Source organism: Dechloromonas denitrificans, assembly GCF_020510665.1.
GTDB classification, from domain to species: Bacteria; Pseudomonadota; Gammaproteobacteria; order Burkholderiales; family Rhodocyclaceae; genus Azonexus; species Azonexus denitrificans_B.
This window is the reverse complement of the sequence record NZ_CP075187.1, coordinates 1,205,743-1,224,963: the sequence shown is the minus strand read 5'-3', so window position 1 is coordinate 1,224,963 and position 19,221 is coordinate 1,205,743. Positions and strand designations below refer to the sequence as shown.

At 61.6% G+C, this 19,221-nt stretch carries 18 protein-coding genes; 14 read left to right on the top strand and 4 right to left on the bottom strand.

Translation table 11 applies throughout. The annotated features are described in order from the left end of the window. The first annotated feature begins 198 nt into the window (after positions 1-198). From KI614_RS05675 to KI614_RS05665, 3 genes are all read left to right on the top strand, one after another. Positions 199-2,520, top strand: a complete 2,322-nt coding sequence (locus KI614_RS05675; RefSeq protein ID WP_226408458.1) for an acetate/propionate family kinase — start codon at positions 199-201, stop codon at positions 2,518-2,520. Between the two features lie 150 nt (positions 2,521-2,670). Next, a complete protein-coding gene (locus KI614_RS05670; RefSeq protein WP_226408456.1) occupies positions 2,671-5,652 on the top strand; it encodes an ATP-binding protein in 2,982 nt (993 codons plus the stop codon). A 15-nt stretch (positions 5,653-5,667) separates the two neighbouring features. Beyond that, positions 5,668-6,207 carry a M48 family metallopeptidase gene (locus KI614_RS05665; protein WP_226408454.1) on the top strand — a complete coding sequence of 180 codons (540 nt, stop codon included), beginning with the start codon at positions 5,668-5,670 and terminating at the stop codon, positions 6,205-6,207. 4 nt (positions 6,208-6,211) lie between these two features. Here the strand turns inward: KI614_RS05665 and KI614_RS05660 are convergent, their stop codons facing one another. Both KI614_RS05660 and KI614_RS05655 read right to left on the bottom strand, forming a co-directional pair. Then, on the bottom strand, positions 6,212-6,703 hold the full coding sequence (locus KI614_RS05660; protein ID WP_226408452.1) for a hypothetical protein: 492 nt from the start codon (positions 6,701-6,703) through the stop codon (positions 6,212-6,214). An 86-nt stretch (positions 6,704-6,789) separates the two neighbouring features. Next, positions 6,790-7,386, bottom strand: a complete 597-nt coding sequence (locus KI614_RS05655; RefSeq protein WP_226408450.1) for a hypothetical protein — start codon at positions 7,384-7,386, stop codon at positions 6,790-6,792. Positions 7,387-7,549: 163 nt separating this feature from the next. Here KI614_RS05655 and KI614_RS05650 point away from each other — a divergent pair, with 163 nt between their 5' ends. The 4 genes from KI614_RS05650 to KI614_RS05635 are packed head-to-tail and all read left to right on the top strand — an operon-like array spanning position 7,550 to position 13,239. Beyond that, positions 7,550-8,626: an efflux RND transporter periplasmic adaptor subunit gene (locus KI614_RS05650; RefSeq protein WP_226408448.1), complete on the top strand. Its 1,077-nt coding sequence runs from the start codon at positions 7,550-7,552 to the stop codon at positions 8,624-8,626. Further along, complete coding sequence (locus KI614_RS05645; protein ID WP_226408446.1) at positions 8,626-11,712, top strand: efflux RND transporter permease subunit; 3,087 nt, start codon at positions 8,626-8,628, stop codon at positions 11,710-11,712. Before KI614_RS05650 ends, KI614_RS05645 begins: the two co-directional genes overlap by 1 nt. Continuing rightward, on the top strand, positions 11,705-12,007 hold the full coding sequence (locus KI614_RS05640) for a DUF3240 family protein (protein WP_226408444.1): 303 nt from the start codon (positions 11,705-11,707) through the stop codon (positions 12,005-12,007). Before KI614_RS05645 ends, KI614_RS05640 begins: the two co-directional genes overlap by 8 nt. Further along, positions 12,004-13,239, top strand: a complete 1,236-nt coding sequence (locus KI614_RS05635; RefSeq protein WP_226408443.1) for a TolC family protein — start codon at positions 12,004-12,006, stop codon at positions 13,237-13,239. Before KI614_RS05640 ends, KI614_RS05635 begins: the two co-directional genes overlap by 4 nt. On the opposite strand, the gene pcaC is transcribed toward KI614_RS05635, so the two are convergent. Beyond that, a complete protein-coding gene (pcaC, locus tag KI614_RS05630; protein WP_203469128.1) occupies positions 13,236-13,628 on the bottom strand; it encodes a 4-carboxymuconolactone decarboxylase in 393 nt (130 codons plus the stop codon). The two genes, KI614_RS05635 and pcaC, sit on opposite strands and share 4 nt — an antisense overlap. Positions 13,629-13,818: 190 nt before the next feature. Here pcaC and KI614_RS05625 point away from each other — a divergent pair, with 190 nt between their 5' ends. From KI614_RS05625 to KI614_RS05595, 7 genes are all read left to right on the top strand, one after another. Further along, positions 13,819-15,075, top strand: coding sequence for a SpoIIE family protein phosphatase (locus KI614_RS05625; RefSeq protein WP_226408442.1), 1,257 nt, complete (start codon positions 13,819-13,821; stop codon positions 15,073-15,075). A 128-nt stretch (positions 15,076-15,203) separates the two neighbouring features. Then, on the top strand, positions 15,204-15,608 hold the full coding sequence (locus KI614_RS05620) for a DUF1924 domain-containing protein (RefSeq protein ID WP_226408441.1): 405 nt from the start codon (positions 15,204-15,206) through the stop codon (positions 15,606-15,608). 1 nt (position 15,609) lies between these two features. After that, positions 15,610-16,071: a diheme cytochrome c gene (locus KI614_RS05615; protein WP_226408440.1), complete on the top strand. Its 462-nt coding sequence runs from the start codon at positions 15,610-15,612 to the stop codon at positions 16,069-16,071. Between the two features lie 3 nt (positions 16,072-16,074). Further along, positions 16,075-16,680: a cytochrome b/b6 domain-containing protein gene (locus tag KI614_RS05610; protein WP_226408439.1), complete on the top strand. Its 606-nt coding sequence runs from the start codon at positions 16,075-16,077 to the stop codon at positions 16,678-16,680. Between the two features lie 14 nt (positions 16,681-16,694). Further along, positions 16,695-17,354 (top strand): response regulator transcription factor, encoded by a 660-nt coding sequence (locus KI614_RS05605; RefSeq protein ID WP_203469123.1) that lies wholly within the window; start codon positions 16,695-16,697, stop codon positions 17,352-17,354. Beyond that, positions 17,351-18,691, top strand: coding sequence for an ATP-binding protein (locus tag KI614_RS05600; RefSeq protein ID WP_226408438.1), 1,341 nt, complete (start codon positions 17,351-17,353; stop codon positions 18,689-18,691). Before KI614_RS05605 ends, KI614_RS05600 begins: the two co-directional genes overlap by 4 nt. 44 nt (positions 18,692-18,735) lie before the next feature. Next, positions 18,736-18,972 (top strand): VF530 family DNA-binding protein, encoded by a 237-nt coding sequence (locus tag KI614_RS05595; protein ID WP_226408437.1) that lies wholly within the window; start codon positions 18,736-18,738, stop codon positions 18,970-18,972. A 3-nt stretch (positions 18,973-18,975) separates the two neighbouring features. Here the strand turns inward: KI614_RS05595 and KI614_RS05590 are convergent, their stop codons facing one another. After that, the gene (locus KI614_RS05590) at positions 18,976-19,209 is read right to left on the bottom strand and encodes a hypothetical protein (RefSeq protein ID WP_203469120.1); all 234 of its coding nucleotides are present in this window, start codon (positions 19,207-19,209) and stop codon (positions 18,976-18,978) included. Positions 19,210-19,221: the final 12 nt, after the last annotated feature.

The following is a 19,221-nucleotide window of genomic DNA, read 5'->3' as shown; positions in this document are numbered from 1 at the left end:
TCATTTGTCATTCTGGCACGTTTTCCGATTCGTGCCTGTCATTTATCAAAGGCATCTCCGGGGCAGCTTTTGCTGCCTGAACAGCGCGCCAACAAACCTCCCTACTGTCACAAAAACTTTACCGGGCAGCACTTTGCTGCATTGCAGCAAAGTGGTAGTCTCTCACCTTATAAAAACCCGTATCAAGCGAGTAACAGCATGAGTGAAATTGACCTCAAACGATTTTTTCTTGAACAAGTTCGCCTGTTCGAAAACTTCCCGGCCGACAAGGTCGAGGAAATCGTCATCAAGTCCCGCCTGGCGACTTACGAAGGCAACGAAGCGATCCTCGAAACCGGTGATGAAGGGCGTTTCATCGGCGTCATGATCAGCGGCCATGCCGAAATCTCGATGACCGACAATACCGGCACACGCGCCGTCATCAGCCAGCTTGAAACCGGCGATGTTTTCGGCGTGATGTCGCTGCTCACCGGCGACCGCATCGTTGCCGACGTGATCGCCGGCAACCGCTGCTTCGTGCTGATGATTCCGCAGGAAGTTTTCAACGCCTACATCCTGACCAACCCCAAGGCCGTCGGCTACCTCTCGCGCCTGCTGGCCGACCGGACGCGTGCCATGTCGGTTGATCTGGTCACCGCCCAGGCCCGTGCCGTCACCAAGTCAGCCGACCCCTACTCGCTGTCGCTGAACACGAATACGCCGGGCAAGGTTGTCGTGCTCAACGTCGGCATCAGCCAGATTCACTTCGGCATTTACGATACGCACGAAAGCGGCGCCGATGTGCACGGCATCATCGATAACGCCGACAAGCAGATGGCCCATGTGACGGTCATGGTCGGCACGCAGGTCAAGACGGCCGAGCACACGCCGTTCAAACTGTCCGACCTGTTCAAGGTGATGCAGGAAACCACCGCCCTGCTCGGCAGCGCCTTCACCTTCCACCCGGAAGACGTGACGGCCATTGGCCACCGCGTCGTCCATGGCGGCAACAGGTTCTCCAGCTCGGTCGTCGTGACACCAGCGGTAATCAGCGACATCGAGGAGCTGGCGATTTTCGCTCCACTGCACAACCCGGTGAACGTGGCCGGCATCCGCGTTGCGCTCAAGCAATTCCCGACCATTCCGCACGTCGCCGTATTCGACACGGCTTTCCACCAGACGCTGCCGCCGTACGCCTACCTTTACGGTCTACCGTACGATTTGTACAAAAAAGACGGCATCCGTCGCTACGGTTTCCACGGCACCTCGCACCGCTACGTTTCGCTCAAGGCGGCCGAAGTCGTCAAGCGTCCGCTCGGCGAACTGGAAATCGTCTCCTGCCACCTCGGCATCGGTGCCTCGCTGTGTGCCATCGACCACGGCCGTTCGGTCGATACCACGATGGGCATGACCCCGACCGATGGCCTGATCATGCCGAGCCGTTGCGGCAGCATCGATCCGGCGGTGATGATTCACCTGATGGAACATCACAAGATTCCGGCCGATCAGCTGTCCAGCATGATCAACACCGAAAGCGGCCTGAAGGGCATTTCCGGCATTTCGAGCGACATCCACGAAATCGAGGCTGCGGCGCATGAAGGCCACCACCGCGCCCTCCTCGCCCACAAAGCCTTCTGCTACCAGGTACGCAAGAATATCGGCGGCTATGTCGCTGCCATGGGCGGTATCGACGTCCTCGCCTTTACCGGTGACATCGGCGAAAGCAGTGCCACCGTGCGCAGCCTGGCTTGCCAGGGCCTGAGCTACATGGGCATCAAGCTCGACGAGGAAAAGAACCGCAATCTCGGCAAAATCAACGGCCATGCCGTCATTTCAGCCGACGATTCTCCGGTCACCATCCTTGTCGTGGCCAATGACGACGAGCGTCTGGTCGCTTGGGAAACCTTGCGCGCCATCGAACGCAACCAGTTGCTGCTCGAAGCCAAGGCCGAACACGACCTACCGATTCCGGTCGAGATTTCCGCTCACCACGTCCATCTGTCGCAAGCCGATGTCGAAAAGCTGTTCGGCCCGGGCCACCAACTGACCCCCAAGCACGAGTTGTCGCAGCCAGGTCAGTACGCCTGCGCCGAGCAGGTTCATCTGGTTGGCCCGAAGGGGCGTATCGCCAATGTCCGCGTGCTTGGTCCGACCCGCAAGGAAACCCAGGTCGAAATTGCCATGACCGAGCAGTTCAAGGTCGGCATCCAGCCGCCGATCCGTCAGTCCGGCGACCTGGTCAACACGCCGGGAATCACGCTGGAAGGCCCCTACGGCAGCAGCACGATCGAACGTGGCGTCATTTGTGCCCAGCGCCACATCCATATGTCGCCGGAAGATGCCATGCGCTTCCGCGTGCGTGACAACTACGTCGTCCGCGTTCGTGTCGAAGGCGAGCGCGAGCTGATCTTCGGCGACGTCGTGGTCCGTGTAAACCCGGCTTTCCGCCTGGCGATGCACATCGATACCGACGAAGGCAATGCCGCCAACATCCGTACCGGCATGCTCGGCTACATCGAGGAAATCCAGAGTCGTCACTGATCGACCTGAAGATTCCTGAAGCAAAAATCAAATGACCGGCCAAGGCCGGTCATTTTTTTTGGCGCACCGGATTGCATTCAGGCTATGCCAAAAGCAGTAGAATCCACCTGTGCAGCTAAATCAGAAAAACATGAAACAGGGTGGAACAGCGTGAGCAGTAGCGGACGAACCCCCGCGCGGAACCTTCGCCGGCTTTTACTGGCCGGTCTGCTATGTTCCAACGCCCTGGTCATTTTCCTGTCGGCCTACTCGATCCAGCAAAGCCGGGAGCAGTACGAACAACGTGCCGAGGCACTGACGCAGACAGTTGCCAGCGCCCTGGAACAAAGCCTTTCGAACAGTATCGACAAGATTGACCTGGCCTTGCGCACGGTCGCCGATGAACTGGAACGGCAACTGACGACCGGGCGTCTCGATGAGGCGGCGATGAATGCCTTCATGGCCCGGCAAAAACAGCGTCTGCCAGAGCTGGAAGCTTTTCGCGTCGCAGATGCCCAGGGCTTCGTGATCCTCGGCGATGGTGTCGACAAAAATGCACGTATCAGCTGGGTTGACCGCGACTATTTCATGCATCACCGGGAACACACGGACCGTCAGCTATTCATTTCCAAGCCGGTCTTTGGCCGCGTGGCAAAAAAATACATCGTCGGTTTCGCCCAACGCTACAACTACCCTGATGGCCGCTTTGCCGGTGTCATCTCGGCGCCGATTGCGATTGATCATTTCGACAGGATCCTCTCGCATTACGACGTCGGTCCGCACGGCACGATCATTGTCCGCGACGCCAACCTTGGCCTGATCAGCCGCAAGCCGGCCATTCCCGATCACCCTGCGGGAAAAATCGGCAATACAACCATTTCTGCTGATGCACGGGCTCTTTTCGAGTCTGGAGTCAGCACGGCAACCTTCCACACCACCGCCAGCGGTGACGGGTTTCAACGGACCATTTCGTTCAGTCGACTGAGCAATGCACCGATCATCGCCATCGTCGGCGCTGCCAGCGAGGACTACCTTGGCAACTGGTACGCCGAGGCATACAAGACAGCCACGCTGGCCGCCGGTTTCCTGCTGCTCTCACTGACTCTGGGGGCTGCCCTGCTGCGCCTGCTTGGCCAGGCGGAAAAACGCCAGCAGGCGCTGGCCGAACGAGAAGACCAGCTCAAGACAGTGATCGAAGCCGTGCCCGATGCCATCCAGTTCAAGGATGGCGAAGGACGTTGGCTGGTTGCCAACAGCGTTTGTCTGAAACTGTTCGGTCTGCAGGATAGCGCCTGGCTCGGCCTGACCGACCGCGAAATCGGCCAGCGCCAGCCGCATCTGGCCGCCACCCTGACGGCCTGCGAAGTGAGCGATGCCACTGCCTGGGCTAACGGTGGAGTGACACGCCACGAAGACATCATGCACGACGAACTGACTGGTTTGCTGCATTTCGAGGTCATCAAGGTGCCGCTTTTTGATGAAAATGGGAAGCGCCGGGCAATAATCGCGGTGAGCCGCGACATTTCCGAACGCAAGCGCAACGAGGTGGAACTCGAAAACCATCGTCGCCATCTGGAAGAGCTCGTTCTTGAGCGAACAGCGGCCTTGATGGAAACCGAAGCCCGGACTACCCACATCCTCAATTCAAGTGCCGATGGGCTTTACGGCATCGACCGCAAGGGTTCGATCACCTTCATCAACCAGGCAGCCTGCAATTTGCTGGGCTATCGGGCCGAGGATGCGATCGGGCGCGATGCCCACTCCCTGTTCCATCACAGTCGCCCGGACGGCACGCCCTATCCGCCGCATGAGTGCCCAGGCCGGAATACGCTGACCCTGGGTCAGAGTGTCCGGGTCGATGATGAAGTTTACTGGCACGCCGACGGCCACCCCATCCCGGTAATGTACGCAACGCACCCGATCCTGCTGGATCATGAAATCACCGGCTCGGTCACCAGCATGGTCGATATCAGCCAGCAACGCGCCACCGCCGAGGCACGCGAACGCGCCCTGCTGGCCGCCGAAAACCTGGCACGGGCAAAGAGTGATTTCCTGGCCAACATGAGTCACGAAATCCGCACCCCGCTGAACGGTGTGCTCGGTTTTGCCGAAATCGGCCAGCGCCACAGCCACAACCCCGAACGTTCGGCCGATGCGTTCAGCAAGATACTGGCCTCCGGCAAACGCTTGCTCGGTGTGATCAACGACATTCTGGATTTCTCCAAGATCGAAGCCGGCAAACTGCGCATCGAACAAACCACCGTCGTCATCAGCGAAGTCATCGAACACGCGGTTGAACTGGTGCGCGACCGGGCCCAAGCCAAGCAGATCAAGCTCGATGTCGAACTGGCCGACAATCTGCCAGCCACCTGCCTCGGCGACTCATTGCGTACCGGACAAGTCCTGCTCAACCTGCTCTCGAATGCCGTCAAATTCACCGAAACCGGCAATGTCACCTTGCATGCCCGGCGTGAGGCCGAGCAACTCCTGTTCACCATTACCGATACCGGCATCGGGATGGATGACGCTCAGCTGGGACAGCTTTTCGATCCCTTCCAGCAAGCCGATGCATCAGCCAGCCGACGTTTTGGTGGAACAGGTCTCGGCCTGGCCATCTGCAAACGCATCCTGGAATTGATGGGCGGCGAAATAGCGGTCGAAAGCCAGTTGGGGCGAGGAACGACCGTTCGGGTCAGCCTGCCGTTCCTGCCTGCCGGCCTGATCGCACCGAGCGCGCCAGCAACATCGGCCAGCCAGCACCCGGCCACCAAGCCGCTCGCCGGCCTCCGCATCCTGCTGGCAGAAGACGATGTGATCAACCAGAAAGTGCTGATGGCCAACCTGATCGACAATGGCGCGCACGTCACCCTGGCAAATAACGGCAAAGAAGCCGTCGACCGCGTCATTGCCACCGGACGCAGCGCTTTCGACATTGTCCTGATGGACATTCAGATGCCGGAAATGGATGGCTACGAAGCGGCCCGACGCATACAGGAACTGGCTCCGGAGTTGCCGATCATCGCCCAGACGGCTCACGCCATGAGCGATGAACGTGAAAAATGCTTTGCGGCCGGCATGGTCAACCACATTGCCAAGCCGATCAAGCTGGATGAACTGCTCCGCCTGATCGTCCAGCACATCCAGACCGACTGACCCCTGGCCAGCCCGATGCGCCCGAGATCCGCCCCGAATTACCTGGCCGGCTATCCGCCGGCACTTGCCGAATCGATCATTGAATTGATCGAAACAAACCGGCTGGCCGCCATCTTGCGCTCAAAATACCCGGCAGCGCACGGCGCACGAACCGACAAGGCGCTGTACGACTACGTCCTGGCCTTGAAAAACGAATTTCTGAAAAATGCGCCGCAACTCAGCAAGGTCGCTTACGACAGCACGCTGAAAGTCATCCAGCAAGCGCTGGGCACACACACCACCATCGCCCGGATCCAAGGCGGCAAGCTCAAGGCCAAACGCGAGATTCGCATCGCCAGCATTTTTCGCGAGATGCCCGAGGCATTCCTGCGCATGATCGTCGTACATGAACTGGCGCACCTCAAGGAACGTGAGCACGACAAGGCTTTTTACCAGCTATGCCGGCACATGGAAGCCGACTACCACCAGCTTGAGCTGGAACTGCGGGCTTACCTGGCCTACCTTGCCGCCGGCGGCAAAGCCCTGTGGTCGCCTGCTGCGGTCGACGTGCCGTAAACGGTCAATCCTTGCGGCGACGGGCCGGCATCGGTTTGCGCTGGCGCTGGCCGGGACGGCTCTTCGAGGTATCGACCGACTTGGGTTTGGGCACCAGCAGGTTCTTGGCCGTACTCGCCGCCGCAGCCTTTTGCACGACCAGTGCAGCGGCAACCTCTTCGGGGGCGACGATAACCGGCGGCTGATCGGCCGGCATCGCGTAGACCGAAAGCTCATCCTTGATGAGGAACAGGCGCTCGGCCGCCTCGGCCTTGCGTGGCAAACCGGCGATGATTTTTTCAGCCGCTTCGCTCAGCCGGTAAGCACCATCAACCGCCTGAATCAGGCCATGGCGCGACAGGCGTTCGAAGGCCTCGATCAGTTTGGTATCGGCCGGCACGGCCTCCTGGATCAGATCGACCGCAGCCATGATGTCGACCAGACCGGCCGGTCGCCGTTTGGCAGACAGACCCAGCGCAAGGAGAAGCAGAGCATCGACATCGTGAACCGGGTGCATGGATAACCTTTGAATAAGCAGAATTGCGCCGCGCGACCGATTGTCGGCAGCGGATCAGGGCCGGAGTGTACCTGTTTGCCAGCCGATCAGGAGAACTTGTTCCGATGCGCTTCGACAGCCTTGAGGCGGGCCGCCTTGAGACGCTCCAGAACCGGCCCGGACAGGTCGTCGCCCGGATCGGGAACCTGATTCAGGGCATGCGCTTCCAGTGCTTTCAGCCGGGCAATCAGCAAACGCAGGCGGACGTAAGGCGAGAGCGCCGGTGCATCGTCGGCTTCGTCGGCATCCGAAATCAGTTTGGGGCGACTGTAGGAGCGGTGGAAATCGAGTTCATCCGGACCGCCCTGGAAATCATCATTCGGATTGTAGGAGTGGCCGGGCAAGCCGGGCTCGCCACTCTTGCTGTCGGCCACCAGAATCTGGGCCTGACGCCGTTCGGTCCGGCTCAGCATCATCACCGGCAAAGATTTTTTCTTGACCAGACGTTGTTTCCTGACCGCGGCCGAGCTATCCGGCTGGATCACCTCGATGACCGGCATCGGCGCCGGAATGGCTGAAATGGTCACGCCGGGGGCAGCCTCGGGCAGCGCGGCAACCGACGAGATTTCGTCGACGGCAACGTCGAGGGCATGAATTTCCAGCGGAGAGAAAGCGGCAAATACCGCGACCCATATCCAGCGCATGATGATCAAACGAACGGCAATCAATTCAGGAACAGGGAGACATTATATTGCACCGCACAAAATACTGATCGATTTACCGCCCTTGAGCCGGCGAAAATAAATGTTAAGAAAGCCTTAATCGTGCCTCGCTAGACTCGGCGGCATCTCCCAACCGAGTCGTTTCATGCCTGCTTTCCGAATGCTTCTACCGCTGCTTCTCAGCCTGTTGTCGCCTGCCTCAGGGGCAAGCGAAGGGATGACGCTGAATGTGCTGCAAATAAAATCGCTCGGCCTGGAAAGCGTGCTGGCCGGCCAGGATGCAGGCACCGGCGGCGGCACGTTGCCGGCACGCGTCATGGTGCCGAACAGTCAGATGCGGGTAATCACGGCGCCGGTTGGCGGCATGATCGAAATGCTCGCCGTGGCACCGGGAGAAACGGTGCGGCGCGGCCAGGTCGTCGCTCACCTGGCCAGCCCGCAGGCACTCGAACTGCAGCGCGATGCCTTGCAGTCAGGCAGTCAGTCGGCGCTGCTGCAACAAAATCTCAAACGGGACGAACAGCTGTTTGCCGAAGGCCTGATCGCCGAATCGCGCCTGCAAGCGACCCGCAGCGCAGCCAGCCAGGCCGCAGCCCAGGCCAGCGAACGACGCCAGGGGCTGGCGCTGGCCGGGGTGGCGCCGGGCAAATTGGGCGGTCCGCTGGCGTTGACCGCAGCAATCGATGGCGTCGTGCTGGAACAAGGCGTCCAGTTGGGGCAGCGCGTCGACAACGCGGCCTTGATCTACCGCATCGCTCGCCTGTCGCCTCTCTGGCTCGAAATACAGGCACCGCTGGCGCTGGCCGAAACGCTCAGGCCAGGAACGCCGGTCAAGCTTGGCGGCAGCACACTGCAAGGCAAGCTGGTGGCGATTGGCCGGGCGGTTGATCCGGCCAGCCAGACCGTCCTGCTGCGGGCTGAAGTCAGCCAGGGAGCCGACAGTCTGCGCCCCGGCCAGATGCTTGAAGTGGTCGTTGCCACACCGACCGGCAGCTTGCAGCGCCTGCCCGCTTCGGCTTTGGTTCGCCATCAGGGCAAGACGCTGGTTTTCATCCAGAGCGCGACGAATGAAAAAGGCAGCACCTTTACGCCACGTCCGGTACGCGTCGTCAGCCAGGGGGGCGGTAGCTTTGTTGCCGAGGGGGTAGCCGCCGGCGAACGCATCGTCAGCCAGGGCGTTTCCGGCCTGAAAGCGATGTTGACCGGGGTAGGCGCCGAATAATGCTCGCCGCACTGATCCGTTTCTCGCTGACCCAGCGCCTGCTGCTGCTCGTACTGACAGCCATTCTTGCCGCCGCCGGTATCCAGGCTTTTGCCGATTTGCCGATCGATGCTTTCCCGGATGTCTCGACCACCCAGGTCAAGATCATTCTGAAAGCACCGGGCATGACGCCGGAAGAAGTCGAAACGCGCATTGCCGTACCGGTTGAACAGGAATTGCTCGGCATTCCGCAGCAGCGTTTGCTGCGGTCGACATCGAAATATGCGCTGACCGACATCACCCTCGATTTTGCGGATGGCACCGATATTTACTGGGCTCGCCAGCAGGTCGGCGAACGACTGGCTGCGGCAATCGGTAATCTGCCGCCCGGTGTCAGCGGCGGCATGGCGCCGATCACCACGCCGCTCGGCGAAATGTTCATGTTCACCATCGAAGGCGATTTACCGCTGGCCGAACGGCGCGCCCTGCTCGACTGGGTGATCCGCCCGCAACTGCGCACCGTACCCGGCGTGGCTGACGTCAATAGCCTGGGCGGCGAAGTCCGCACTTTCGAAGTTGCCCCGAATCCGCAATTGCTTGCCGCACGCGACATCGGCCTCAAGGATCTTCAGGCCGTACTGGAAGCGAACAATCGCAATGATGGTGCGGGCCGCCTGAATGATGGCGAAGAAGCCTTGCTGGTTCGGGCCGAAGGAGCCATCCGCCAGCTCAATGACGTGCGGGCGATTGTTGTCCAGGCCAAAAACGGCCACGTCGTCCGGGTCGGCGATGTCGCCGAGGTTCGCCTTGGCGCCCTGACCCGCTACGGCGCCGTGACGCACAATGGCCAGGGCGAGACGGTGCAAGGGCTGGTTCTCGGTTTGCGCGGCGCCAATGCCCGTGCCGTTGTCGCCGGCGTCAAGCAGCGTCTGGCCGAAATCGCGCCCAGCCTGCCGCAGGGCGTCAGCATCGATGTGTTTTATGACCGCAGCAACCTGGTCGACCGCGCTGTCGGCACGGTATCGAAAGCCCTGCTCGAAGCGATTGTGCTGGTCGTCGTGCTGCTCCTCGCCTTTCTCGGCAACCTGCGGGCAGCCTTGGTCGTTGCACTGATGTTGCCACTTTCGGCCCTGGCCACCTTCATCCTGATGCGCCTTTCCGGCCTCTCGGCCAACCTGATGAGCCTTGGCGGACTGGCCATCGCCATCGGCATGCTGGTCGATGCAGCCGTCGTCGTCGTCGAAAATGTCGAAAGCCAGCTGGCCGACGCCCCGGACAATCTGCCAACACTGCACCTGATCTACCGGGCCGCCCGTGAAGTGGCCGCGCCGGTCACTTCGGGCATCGTCATCATCATCATCGTTTTCCTGCCACTGCTCACGCTGCAAGGCCTGGAAGGCAAGATGTTCGGCCCGGTTGCGCTGACCATCGTCTTTGCGTTATCCGCCTCGCTGCTGCTTTCGCTGACGGTGGTGCCGGTGCTCGCCTCCTACTTGATCAAACGCGGCGTGCATCACGAACCCTGGCTGGTCGGCAAGCTGGACGCCATTTACGACCGAGTGCTGGCCAGTGCGCTGCTGCACAGCCGGCGCTTCATTCTGGCGGCGCTCCTCGCACTGGCCGGTGCAGCAGGCGCTTTCCTGCTGCTCGGCAAGAGTTTCATGCCGACGATGGATGAAGGCGACATCATCATGCAGCTGGAAAAACTGCCATCAATCGGCCTGGAGCAAACGCTCAACATCGACAGCCGCGTCCAGCAGGCAATTCTCGCCCAGGTGCCGGAAGTCAAAGCCATCGTGGCCCGCGCCGGCTCAGACGAACTCGGCCTCGACCCAATGGGCCTCAACCAGACCGACACCTTCATGGTGCTCAAGCCACGCGAAACCTGGCGCAACCCCGATCCGGCCTGGCTGGCCGATCAGTTGCGGGCGGTGATGGCCGATTTTCCCGGCATCGGCTTTTCGTTTACCCAACCGATCGACATGCGCGTCGCCGAAATGCTGACCGGCGTTCGCGGCGACCTGGCGATCAAGATCTACGGCCCCGACCTGGCGACACTCAATCGTCTGGCCGGCGAAGTCGAGGCGAGCGTCAAGAAAGTCAGCGGCGCCGAAGATACCTTCACGCTGCGCAATGACGGCGTGCAGTACATGAATCTTGCGGTCGACCGGCTGGCAGCCGGCCGTTTCGGGCTCAATGTCGATGCGATCCAGAATGACCTGAAAGCCCTGCTCGAAGGCCGCACCGTCGGCACGGTGATCGAACAGGGACGACGGATCCCGGTCGTGTTGCGCGGCCCGGCCGACTTACGCAACTCGCCGGCCGATTTCGCGGCGCTCCGCCTCAGCCTGCCGGACGGCGGCAGCGTGCCCCTGCCGGCGATCACCAAACTTGAGCGAATCGACGGTCCGGTCAAGGTCGACCGCGAAAATGCCCAGCGCTATGTGGTCGTCCAATCCAATGTCCGGGGACGCGACCTGGTCGGCTTTGTCGATGCCGCCAGGCAGGCGGTGGCCGGCGAGGTCAAGCTGCCACCCGGCTACCGGCTGGCCTGGGGAGGCCAGTTCGAAAACCAGCAACGGGCCGCGGCCCGGCTGGCCGTGGTCGTCCCCGTCGCCTTGCTGCTGATTTTCTTCCTGCTCTTCTCGACCTTCGGATCGGTTCGCCAGGCCTTGCTCGTCCTGTCCAATGTGCCTTTCGCGATGATTGGCGGCATCTTCGGCCTGCTCATTTCCGGCGAATACCTGTCCGTACCGGCCTCGGTCGGCTTCATCGCCCTGCTCGGCATCGCCGTGCTCAACGGCGTCGTCATGGTGACCTACTTCAACCAGTTGCTGGCCCGTGGCATGGCGATAGGCGAGGTCGTCGTCGAAGGCGCCAAGCGTCGCCTGCGACCGGTCATGATGACGGCCAGCATCGCCGCCTTCGGCCTGGTGCCGATGCTCTTCGCCAGCGGCCCCGGCTCGGAAGTCCAGCGACCGCTGGCCATTGTCGTCATTGGCGGGCTGCTCACCTCGACAGCACTGACACTCGTGCTGCTGCCGATTCTTTTCCGCCGCTTCGGTCTCAAGCCGCCGATCGCTTTCCTGGACCCCAAGCATGCCTGATTTCCTGCTCTCACTGACCACCCCGGACGATGTCGCCCAGCACGTCGAAGACTTGCTGCTCAGCCGGCCCGACCTGGTACGCGGTTTTACTTCGGGCCGGGTCAATGGACACGGGGCGGCCATTCAGCTGGTTGAAGCGGCCGAACTGGTCAGTGGCCATTCACCGCGCATACAAATCCAGACGGTCGGCCCGGAATCGGACATGCACGCAGTGCTGGCGCTGATCAAGCAGGCTTTGCCGCAGGCCAATGTGTTTTACTGGCTGCTCCCGGTCGTGGCCATGGGGCGTTTATGAAATATCTGTTTCCTGTCCTGATGGCACTTTCCGGCACTACGCTGGCTGCCGAAATGCTACCCAACCTGCCGCCAACCACAGCCGTCATCCAGGTATTGCGTGCGCAGCCCCTGGTGCAAGCGGCAGATAGCCAGATTCAAGTCGAAACGGCCAACCGCAAGCGTCTGGAAGCCGGCAATCACGAATGGTCGCTGCGTCTTGGCGGGCAACAACGCAAGGCCACCCCCAACGGCAGCCCGAACGAACGCTTCACCGAATGGAATGCCGCTCTGGAAAGTCCCTTGCGCCTGCCCGGCAAGGCGGCACTGGATGCCGAAATCGGCAATCTCGGTGTCAGCCTGGCCGAAACAGCGCATGGCGACACGCTGCATGAAAGCAGTCGGAATCTGCTCAAAGCATGGTTTGTCTGGCTACGCGAAACGGCAAGTGCGACCCAGTGGCGCGAGCAATCCGCCTTGCTCGACCAGCAAGGCAAGGCGCTCAAGCGCCGCTTGCAACTGGGCGATACCAGCCGGCTTGAACAAATCCAGGCCGAGGCCGCGCAAGCACAGGCACAAGCCCAACTGGCCCAGGCCCGCACCCGCCAGCGCAATGCCCATGAAGACCTGCGCCGCCGCTTTCCCGGTCTACCGCTCCAGGAGCAGGAAATCATCACCGCGCCGGAAGCGATCGACGGTACGGCCGAGACGTGGATCAATGCCATTCTGGAGCACAACCACGAACTCGCACTGGCGCGTGGTGAAGCCCAGCGCGCCCAGAGCCTGGCCGGACGCAGCAGCCGCGAACGGGTGCCCGACCCGACCGTGGGCGTGCAGTTTTCACGCGAGCGCAGTGGTGAGGAAAACGTCATGGGCGCCTACATTTCAATTCCCTTGCCCGGCTCTGCCCGCCTGGCCGCAAGCGATGCGAGCCGGGCCCAGGTCGCCGTGGCCAGCAGTCGCGAAGCGGCCGTCAGGCAACGCATCGAAGCCGAAGCAGTCCAGCTTCATGCAACGGCTGTCGCAGCCATCGACAGCTGGCAAGCAAGCCGGATTGCGGCCGAGCAGCTGACCCGTGCCGCCGAGATGACGGCGCGCAGTTATCAGCTTGGCGAAGGAAGCCTGAGCGAGTTGCTGGCCAGTCGCCGGCTGGCCAACGAGGCCGTACTGGCCGCTCGCCTGATGCAGCTCGAGGCGCTCGAACTGCGCTACCGTTTAATGCTCGATGCCCACCGGCTCTGGGATTTCGACTAGGCTGAAGCGACCAGCCCCATGTCTTTCAGGACTTCGTGGGCCGAACGGAAGGCGTCGATCGCCAAGGGCATGCCGCAGTAGATGGCGGCATGCAGCAATACTTCCTGAATTTCTTCCGGCGTTGCGCCATTATTGACGGCACCGCGCACATGGCCCTTGATTTCAGTCGCCCGGCCCAGCGCCGTCAGCATTGAGAGCGTCAGCAGGCTGCGGGTTTTCAGATCGAGTCCGTCGCGGCACCAGGTCGTTCCCCAGGCGTTGCGCGTCACGAACTCCTGCAACGGTGCCGTAAAGGCATCGACATTGGCAAAAGCCTTGTCGACAAAGGCCTCGCCCATGACCTGCTTGCGTCGCTGCAAACCCCGCTCGAACTGCTCGTCCCGACTCATCGTTTTCCTCCGGAAGTCATCGATTTCCGGCCTGATTGCCGGTCGACCGCGATTTGAACATGGATTGAGCCGCACGAAAACCGCTCATCACCCAATCAATATTCATCCGAAATATTCCGTCCCACAGCGCAGGGCGGTGGGATATTCTTTACCCTGCACGGCCACGATCAAAATAAAAACGGAGACAAGCATGACGCTGGGAATGATTTCGCCAACCGGAACAACACCTGCCCCACAGGAAAACCACCTGAACTTCGCGATTACCCTGATGGAACACTTGGTCGTCCCCACCTTCGTTCTTGATGCCGATTGCCGCGTGGTCATCTGGAACCGTGCCTGCGAACGCCTGACCGGCCTGCCGGCCAGCCAGGTGATCGGCACGCGGGAACACTGGCGCGCCTTCTACGACAGCCCGCGGCCCTGTCTGGCCGATCTGGTGGCCAGCGCCGATTACACCCGGATCGAACATCTCTACAGCCTGCACGACGATCCGTCACAACCGTCTTTCGGCGTCCATGCCGAAAACTGGTGCATCATGCCGCAACTCGGCCAGCGCCTTTACCTCGCCGTCGATGCCGGCCCCGTTTACGACGAGAGCGGACGCCTGATCGCCGTTGTCGAAACCTTGCGCGACATTACCGAAAAACATCTCGCCCAGAACAAGATTGCCGAACAGGCCGGCATCCTCAAGGCGCACTACGACGAGCACCAGCGCGAGGCCGACCTGGCGCGCCGCATCCTCGCCCATCAGATCAGGACCGACCTGATGGCGGAAACCGGCATCAGGCACTCGGTCACGCCGGCCACACAGTTTTCCGGTGACATGATTCTTGCCGCCCGCTCACCACGCGGCAAGCTCTACGCCACCTTGGCCGATGCCACCGGGCATGGCCTGGCCGCGGCGGTCAGCGTGCTGCCGATGGTGCAGGAGTTCTATCGCCTGGTTGAACTCGACCACCCGCTGATCAGCATGGTCGAATCGATCAACTTCATGCTAGTCAATTCGCTGCCACTCGGTCGCTTCGTGGCCGCCAGTTTCATCTGTATCGATGAAACGACACAAGGCGGTGAAATCTGGGTCGGCGGCATGCCGGATGCGCTGCTTCTCGATGTCTCCGGCGAGGTGCTCCAACGGTTCACGTCGAAAAACCTGCCACTCGGCGTCAGCGCCGCCAGCGAAACGCTGAGCCTTCCGGAAACCTTCGACTGCGCCAGCATCGCACACCTGGTCCTGGTATCGGATGGCGTGATCGAGGCAAGCAGTCCGGGCGGGACGCTGTTCAATGAAATCAGCCTGCTTTCAGCCCTCGCCCAGGCACCGTCGTCCGATGCGATGATTGCCTCGATCCACCAGGCGCTGGCCGCCCATTTGCACGGCGGTGCCGCCCACGACGACATGTCGGTCCTGATCATCGATTGCCCGTCCCACCAGCGAGTGCCGCACTGAAGAAGCAAAGCGCGAAAAACGGCCGGCGCGCAGCGTCGACCGCGTTAATCCTGCCTTAAGCTCGCCTAATCCAGCGTTAAGACTGGCCGCCTAGACTCCATTCAAGACAAATTGAAAGGAGTCTTCCAATGCGAACCCACATCGCCCTTTGCCTGCTTGCCGTCAGCAGCATCACGCTGGCAGAAACCCCGCCACAGATTCGCCAGGCCTATACGGCTGAAGCGATGGCTACCGACAAGAATTTCTCGGCTTCGGCCAAACGCGGTGAAACCCTGTTCCGCCAGCGTTTCGCGATCAATGACAAGATGCCGGCGTGCACGACTTGCCACACCGACAACCCGGCCGCCACCGGCAAACATGCGATCACCGGCAAGGACATCAAACCCCTGGCTGCACAAGCCAATACGGAACGCTTCAGCGACCCGGCCAAGGTTGAAAAATGGTTTGGCCGCAACTGTCGGGAAGTGGTCGGACGGCTCTGCACGCCGGCCGAAAAAGCCGATGTCGTGGCTTACCTCAGCGAGGTACGTTGAAATGAAAAGCCGACTTTCCACTCTCCTCCTGATCGTCGCCCTGCCGGCCATGGCCGACAGCCTGCCTTTGCCGAAGGACACGCCAGCCAGCTACCGTAGCGAATGCGGCAGTTGCCACCTGCCGTTTCATCCCGCCCTGCTCGCTGCAAGCGACTGGCAGCAGACGTTGAATCAGCTCGACCAGCATTTTGGCAGCGATGCCGCGGTCGACCGCAAGACTCGGCAGGAAATCAGCCCGTTCCTCGAACGCTACGCCGGCGACCCGGCGCGCCTGGGCTGGGCCGGCAATCCGCCGCGGCTCACCCAGACCAGCCGCTTTATCCGCAAGCACCGCGAAATCCCGGCCAAAACCTGGAACGATCCACGCATCAAGTCGGCCACCAATTGCGAAGCCTGTCACCGCAATGCCGCCAGCGGTCGATTCAGCGAACACGAAATCAGCATTCCGGGCCAGGGGAAGTAAGCCATGCCAAAGATCCTCGTCTGGGACTGGCCGGTTCGCATCGGCCACTGGTTGATGGCCACCGGTTTCGGCCTGGCCTGGCTGACGGCCGAAAGCGAAACCTTCCGGCTGGTCCATGTCATCTCGGGGGCGACCGTTTTCGCCATCGCCACCTTCCGCCTGATCTGGGGGGTGGTCGGTACGCGTTACGCCCGCTTCGGCGATTTCGTATTCGGCCCGCAGACTGTCCGGCGCTATCTGGCATCGCTGCGCCACGGCCAGCCGGAACACCGGACAGGCCACAACCCGGCCGGTGGCTGGGCCATCATCGCCCTGCTCGGCCTTGGCATCCTGACCAGCACAAGCGGCTGGGCGATCTACAACGATGTCGGCGGCCATCTGCTTGAAGAATTGCACGAAGGGCTGGCGGCAACCCTGCTGACGGTCGTCGTCATCCATCTGGCGGGCGTCATTTCTGGCAGCCTGCTACATGGTGAAAACCTGGTTCGGTCGATGATCACCGGCTGGAAAAACGGCCAGCCGGGTGAGGCGATTGCTTCAAGCCGCCCGCTCGCCGCCCTCCTGCTGCTGATCTGGATAGCACTGGCCGGCTGGCTCGTCATCAACTGATAGAATCGTTCCCCATGCGCATACTCCTCGTTGAAGACGACCTCCAATTGGGTGACGGTTTGACCGTCGGCCTGCGTCAATCCGGTTTTGCGGTCGACTGGGTGCGCGATGGCGAAATGGCCGATCTGGCCCTGAGCACGGAAACCTTCGATCTCCTCGTCCTCGATCTCGGCCTGCCCAAACTGTCCGGCATGGAAGTGCTCAAGCGCTTGCGCGGCCGCAGCCAGATGCTGCCGGTGCTGATCCTGACGGCGCGTGATGCAACCGGCGACAAAGTCCTCGGGCTCGATGCCGGAGCCGACGATTACCTGGTCAAGCCGATCGATCTCGATGAACTGGCCGCCCGCATCCGTGCCCTGACGCGACGCACCGCCGGCCGTGCCGCCCCCTTGCTGACGCACGGCGATCTGGCGCTCGACCCGGCGGCACATACCGTCACGCTGGCCGGCCAGATCGTCGAACTGTCGTCCCGCGAGTTCTCGCTGCTGCAGATGTTGCTCGAAAATACCGGCCGCGTACTCAGCCGCAGCCAGCTCGAACAGTCGGTCTACGGCTGGCACGACGAGCCGGAAAGCAACGCCCTCGAAGTGCATATTCACCATCTGCGCAAGAAGCTGGGCAGTCACCTGATCCGCACGCTGCGCGGCGTCGGCTACACCATCGCCAAGCCATGACCACGCTCTGGTTCTCACTGCGCCGCCGTTTGCTCGGCCTGTTGCTCGGCGGCGTTTCAGCCGCCTGGCTGGCCACCATGGTGTTCAGCTATGTCGATGCCCACCACGAAGTCGACGAGCTGTTCGACGCCCAACTTGCCCAGGCGGCGCAAGCCCTGCTCGCCCTGGCCAGCCATGAGGATGGCGAGGATATCCAGGATATCGGCGATGCGGCCCACAAATACCAGCGCCGCTTGCGTTTCCAGATCTGGCGCAGCGACGGCATCCTGCTGCTGCATTCGAATAATGCCCCGCAAGCACCGTTGACCGCAGCACCCGGCTTTTCGGAAACACACGACGATGACGGCCACTGGCGTCATTTCAGCCAGTGGAACAGCCAGCACAGCCTGCAGGTACAGGTCAGTGAAGATCACCACATCCGCGACGACCTGATCGGTCACATCACCTGGCGCCTGATTTTCCCCGCCCTTTTCGGTCTGCCGCTGATCGGCCTGTGGGTCTGGCTGGCCACCCGCCATGGCCTGGCGTCGCTGGACGACATTGCCAGCCAGATTGCCAGCCGGGAACCGCAGCAATTGCAGCCTTTGACCCCGGCCTCGGCGCCGGTCGAATTGAAGCCGATTCTTGTCGCGCTCAATGGCCTGTTCCAGCGTGTCGAAGCAACGCTCGACGCCGAACGGCGCTTCACCGCCGATGCCGCCCACGAATTGCGCACGCCGCTCGCCGCACTGCAGGCGCAACTGCAAGTCACCCAGCGCGCCCGCAACGATGTCGAACGCCAGCAATCCCTTGAGCAGTTGCAGGTTGGTCTGAGCCGCTCGGTTCACCTGATCGAGCAAATGCTCCAGCTGGCCCGGCTCGATCCCGAATCCGGTCTGCCCACGCCCCAAACCGTCGATCTCGCACCACTGGCCGAAGCCGTCTGCGCCGAGCTGGGGACGCAAATTCTGGATCGCGACCTCGATTTCGAACTGGACGCCTTGCCGGGCAGCCGGGTTACCGGCCAGCCGGAATGGTTGCGCGTCCTGATTCGCAACCTGGTCGACAACGCGATTCGCTACACCCCGGCCGGCGGACGCATTCGCGTCACCCTGCACCGCGACGGACAACAGATTCTGTTCGCCGTGACCGACAGCGGCCCGGGCATTCCGCTGGCCGAGCGCGAGGCCGTGCTGCGTCGCTTCCATCGGCTGAACCAGAGCGACCAGCCGGGCAGCGGACTCGGTCTGTCGATTGTCCTGCGCATTGCCGAACTGCATGCGGCGCCGCTTGCGCTGGATGATGCGCCGGAGGGCGGGCTGCGCGTCAGTCTGCGCTTTGCTGCGGTCAACGGCTGAAAATCTGTAAAAATGGCCGGGTATAGATTCCGGCCATCAAAATCATGTCAGAAACGCAAGCCAACAACCCGCTGCACGGCATCACCCTGGAAATGATCCTCAACCAGCTGGTTGCCCATTACGGCTGGGAGAAGCTCGGTCAGGAAATTGAAATCCGCTGCTTCAACCTTGATCCGAGCATTGCCTCCAGCCTGAAATTCCTCCGCCGCACGCCCTGGGCGCGCGAGCGGGTCGAGTCGCTCTACGTTCACATGCTGAACGTCAAGGCCCGCCAGAACTGAAGCTCAGGCCTCGGGCCTGCCGCCATCGGTATCGGTGATCGAATGGCCTTCCTCGTCGGCGGCCTGCAACAACCAGCACAGATCGCTGCCCTGCACGGGCATCGGAATCATCTGGTTCTTGCGCCAGCGAAAAACCGGCCCGAACGGAATGTAACGGGCCAGCACATCACCCTGCGGGCTGACGCCAAAAAACGGCCACGGTGAAGTTACCGCGTTTTTCAATTGTTCATTGGTCATGCTTGTCGCTCC

Excerpts from the sequence above, each read along its gene's own strand:
- KI614_RS05650 (WP_226408448.1), top strand. The coding sequence starts at position 7,550 with ATGCCTGCTTTCCGAATGCTTCTACCGCTGCTTCTCAGCCTGTTGTCG.
- KI614_RS05605 (WP_203469123.1), top strand. The coding sequence starts at position 16,695 with ATGCGCATACTCCTCGTTGAAGACGACCTCCAATTGGGTGACGGTTTG.
- KI614_RS05655 (WP_226408450.1), bottom strand. The coding sequence starts at position 7,386 with ATGCGCTGGATATGGGTCGCGGTATTTGCCGCTTTCTCTCCGCTGGAA.
- KI614_RS05595 (WP_226408437.1), top strand. The coding sequence starts at position 18,736 with ATGTCAGAAACGCAAGCCAACAACCCGCTGCACGGCATCACCCTGGAA.
- KI614_RS05615 (WP_226408440.1), top strand. The coding sequence starts at position 15,610 with ATGAAAAGCCGACTTTCCACTCTCCTCCTGATCGTCGCCCTGCCGGCC.
- pcaC (WP_203469128.1), bottom strand. The coding sequence starts at position 13,628 with ATGAGTCGGGACGAGCAGTTCGAGCGGGGTTTGCAGCGACGCAAGCAG.
- KI614_RS05610 (WP_226408439.1), top strand. The coding sequence starts at position 16,075 with ATGCCAAAGATCCTCGTCTGGGACTGGCCGGTTCGCATCGGCCACTGG.
- KI614_RS05625 (WP_226408442.1), top strand. The coding sequence starts at position 13,819 with ATGACGCTGGGAATGATTTCGCCAACCGGAACAACACCTGCCCCACAG.
- KI614_RS05660 (WP_226408452.1), bottom strand. The coding sequence starts at position 6,703 with ATGCACCCGGTTCACGATGTCGATGCTCTGCTTCTCCTTGCGCTGGGT.
- KI614_RS05645 (WP_226408446.1), top strand. The coding sequence starts at position 8,626 with ATGCTCGCCGCACTGATCCGTTTCTCGCTGACCCAGCGCCTGCTGCTG.
- KI614_RS05675 (WP_226408458.1), top strand. The coding sequence starts at position 199 with ATGAGTGAAATTGACCTCAAACGATTTTTTCTTGAACAAGTTCGCCTG.
- KI614_RS05590 (WP_203469120.1), bottom strand. The coding sequence starts at position 19,209 with ATGACCAATGAACAATTGAAAAACGCGGTAACTTCACCGTGGCCGTTT.
- KI614_RS05665 (WP_226408454.1), top strand. The coding sequence starts at position 5,668 with ATGCGCCCGAGATCCGCCCCGAATTACCTGGCCGGCTATCCGCCGGCA.
- KI614_RS05635 (WP_226408443.1), top strand. The coding sequence starts at position 12,004 with ATGAAATATCTGTTTCCTGTCCTGATGGCACTTTCCGGCACTACGCTG.
- KI614_RS05600 (WP_226408438.1), top strand. The coding sequence starts at position 17,351 with ATGACCACGCTCTGGTTCTCACTGCGCCGCCGTTTGCTCGGCCTGTTG.
- KI614_RS05620 (WP_226408441.1), top strand. The coding sequence starts at position 15,204 with ATGCGAACCCACATCGCCCTTTGCCTGCTTGCCGTCAGCAGCATCACG.
- KI614_RS05640 (WP_226408444.1), top strand. The coding sequence starts at position 11,705 with ATGCCTGATTTCCTGCTCTCACTGACCACCCCGGACGATGTCGCCCAG.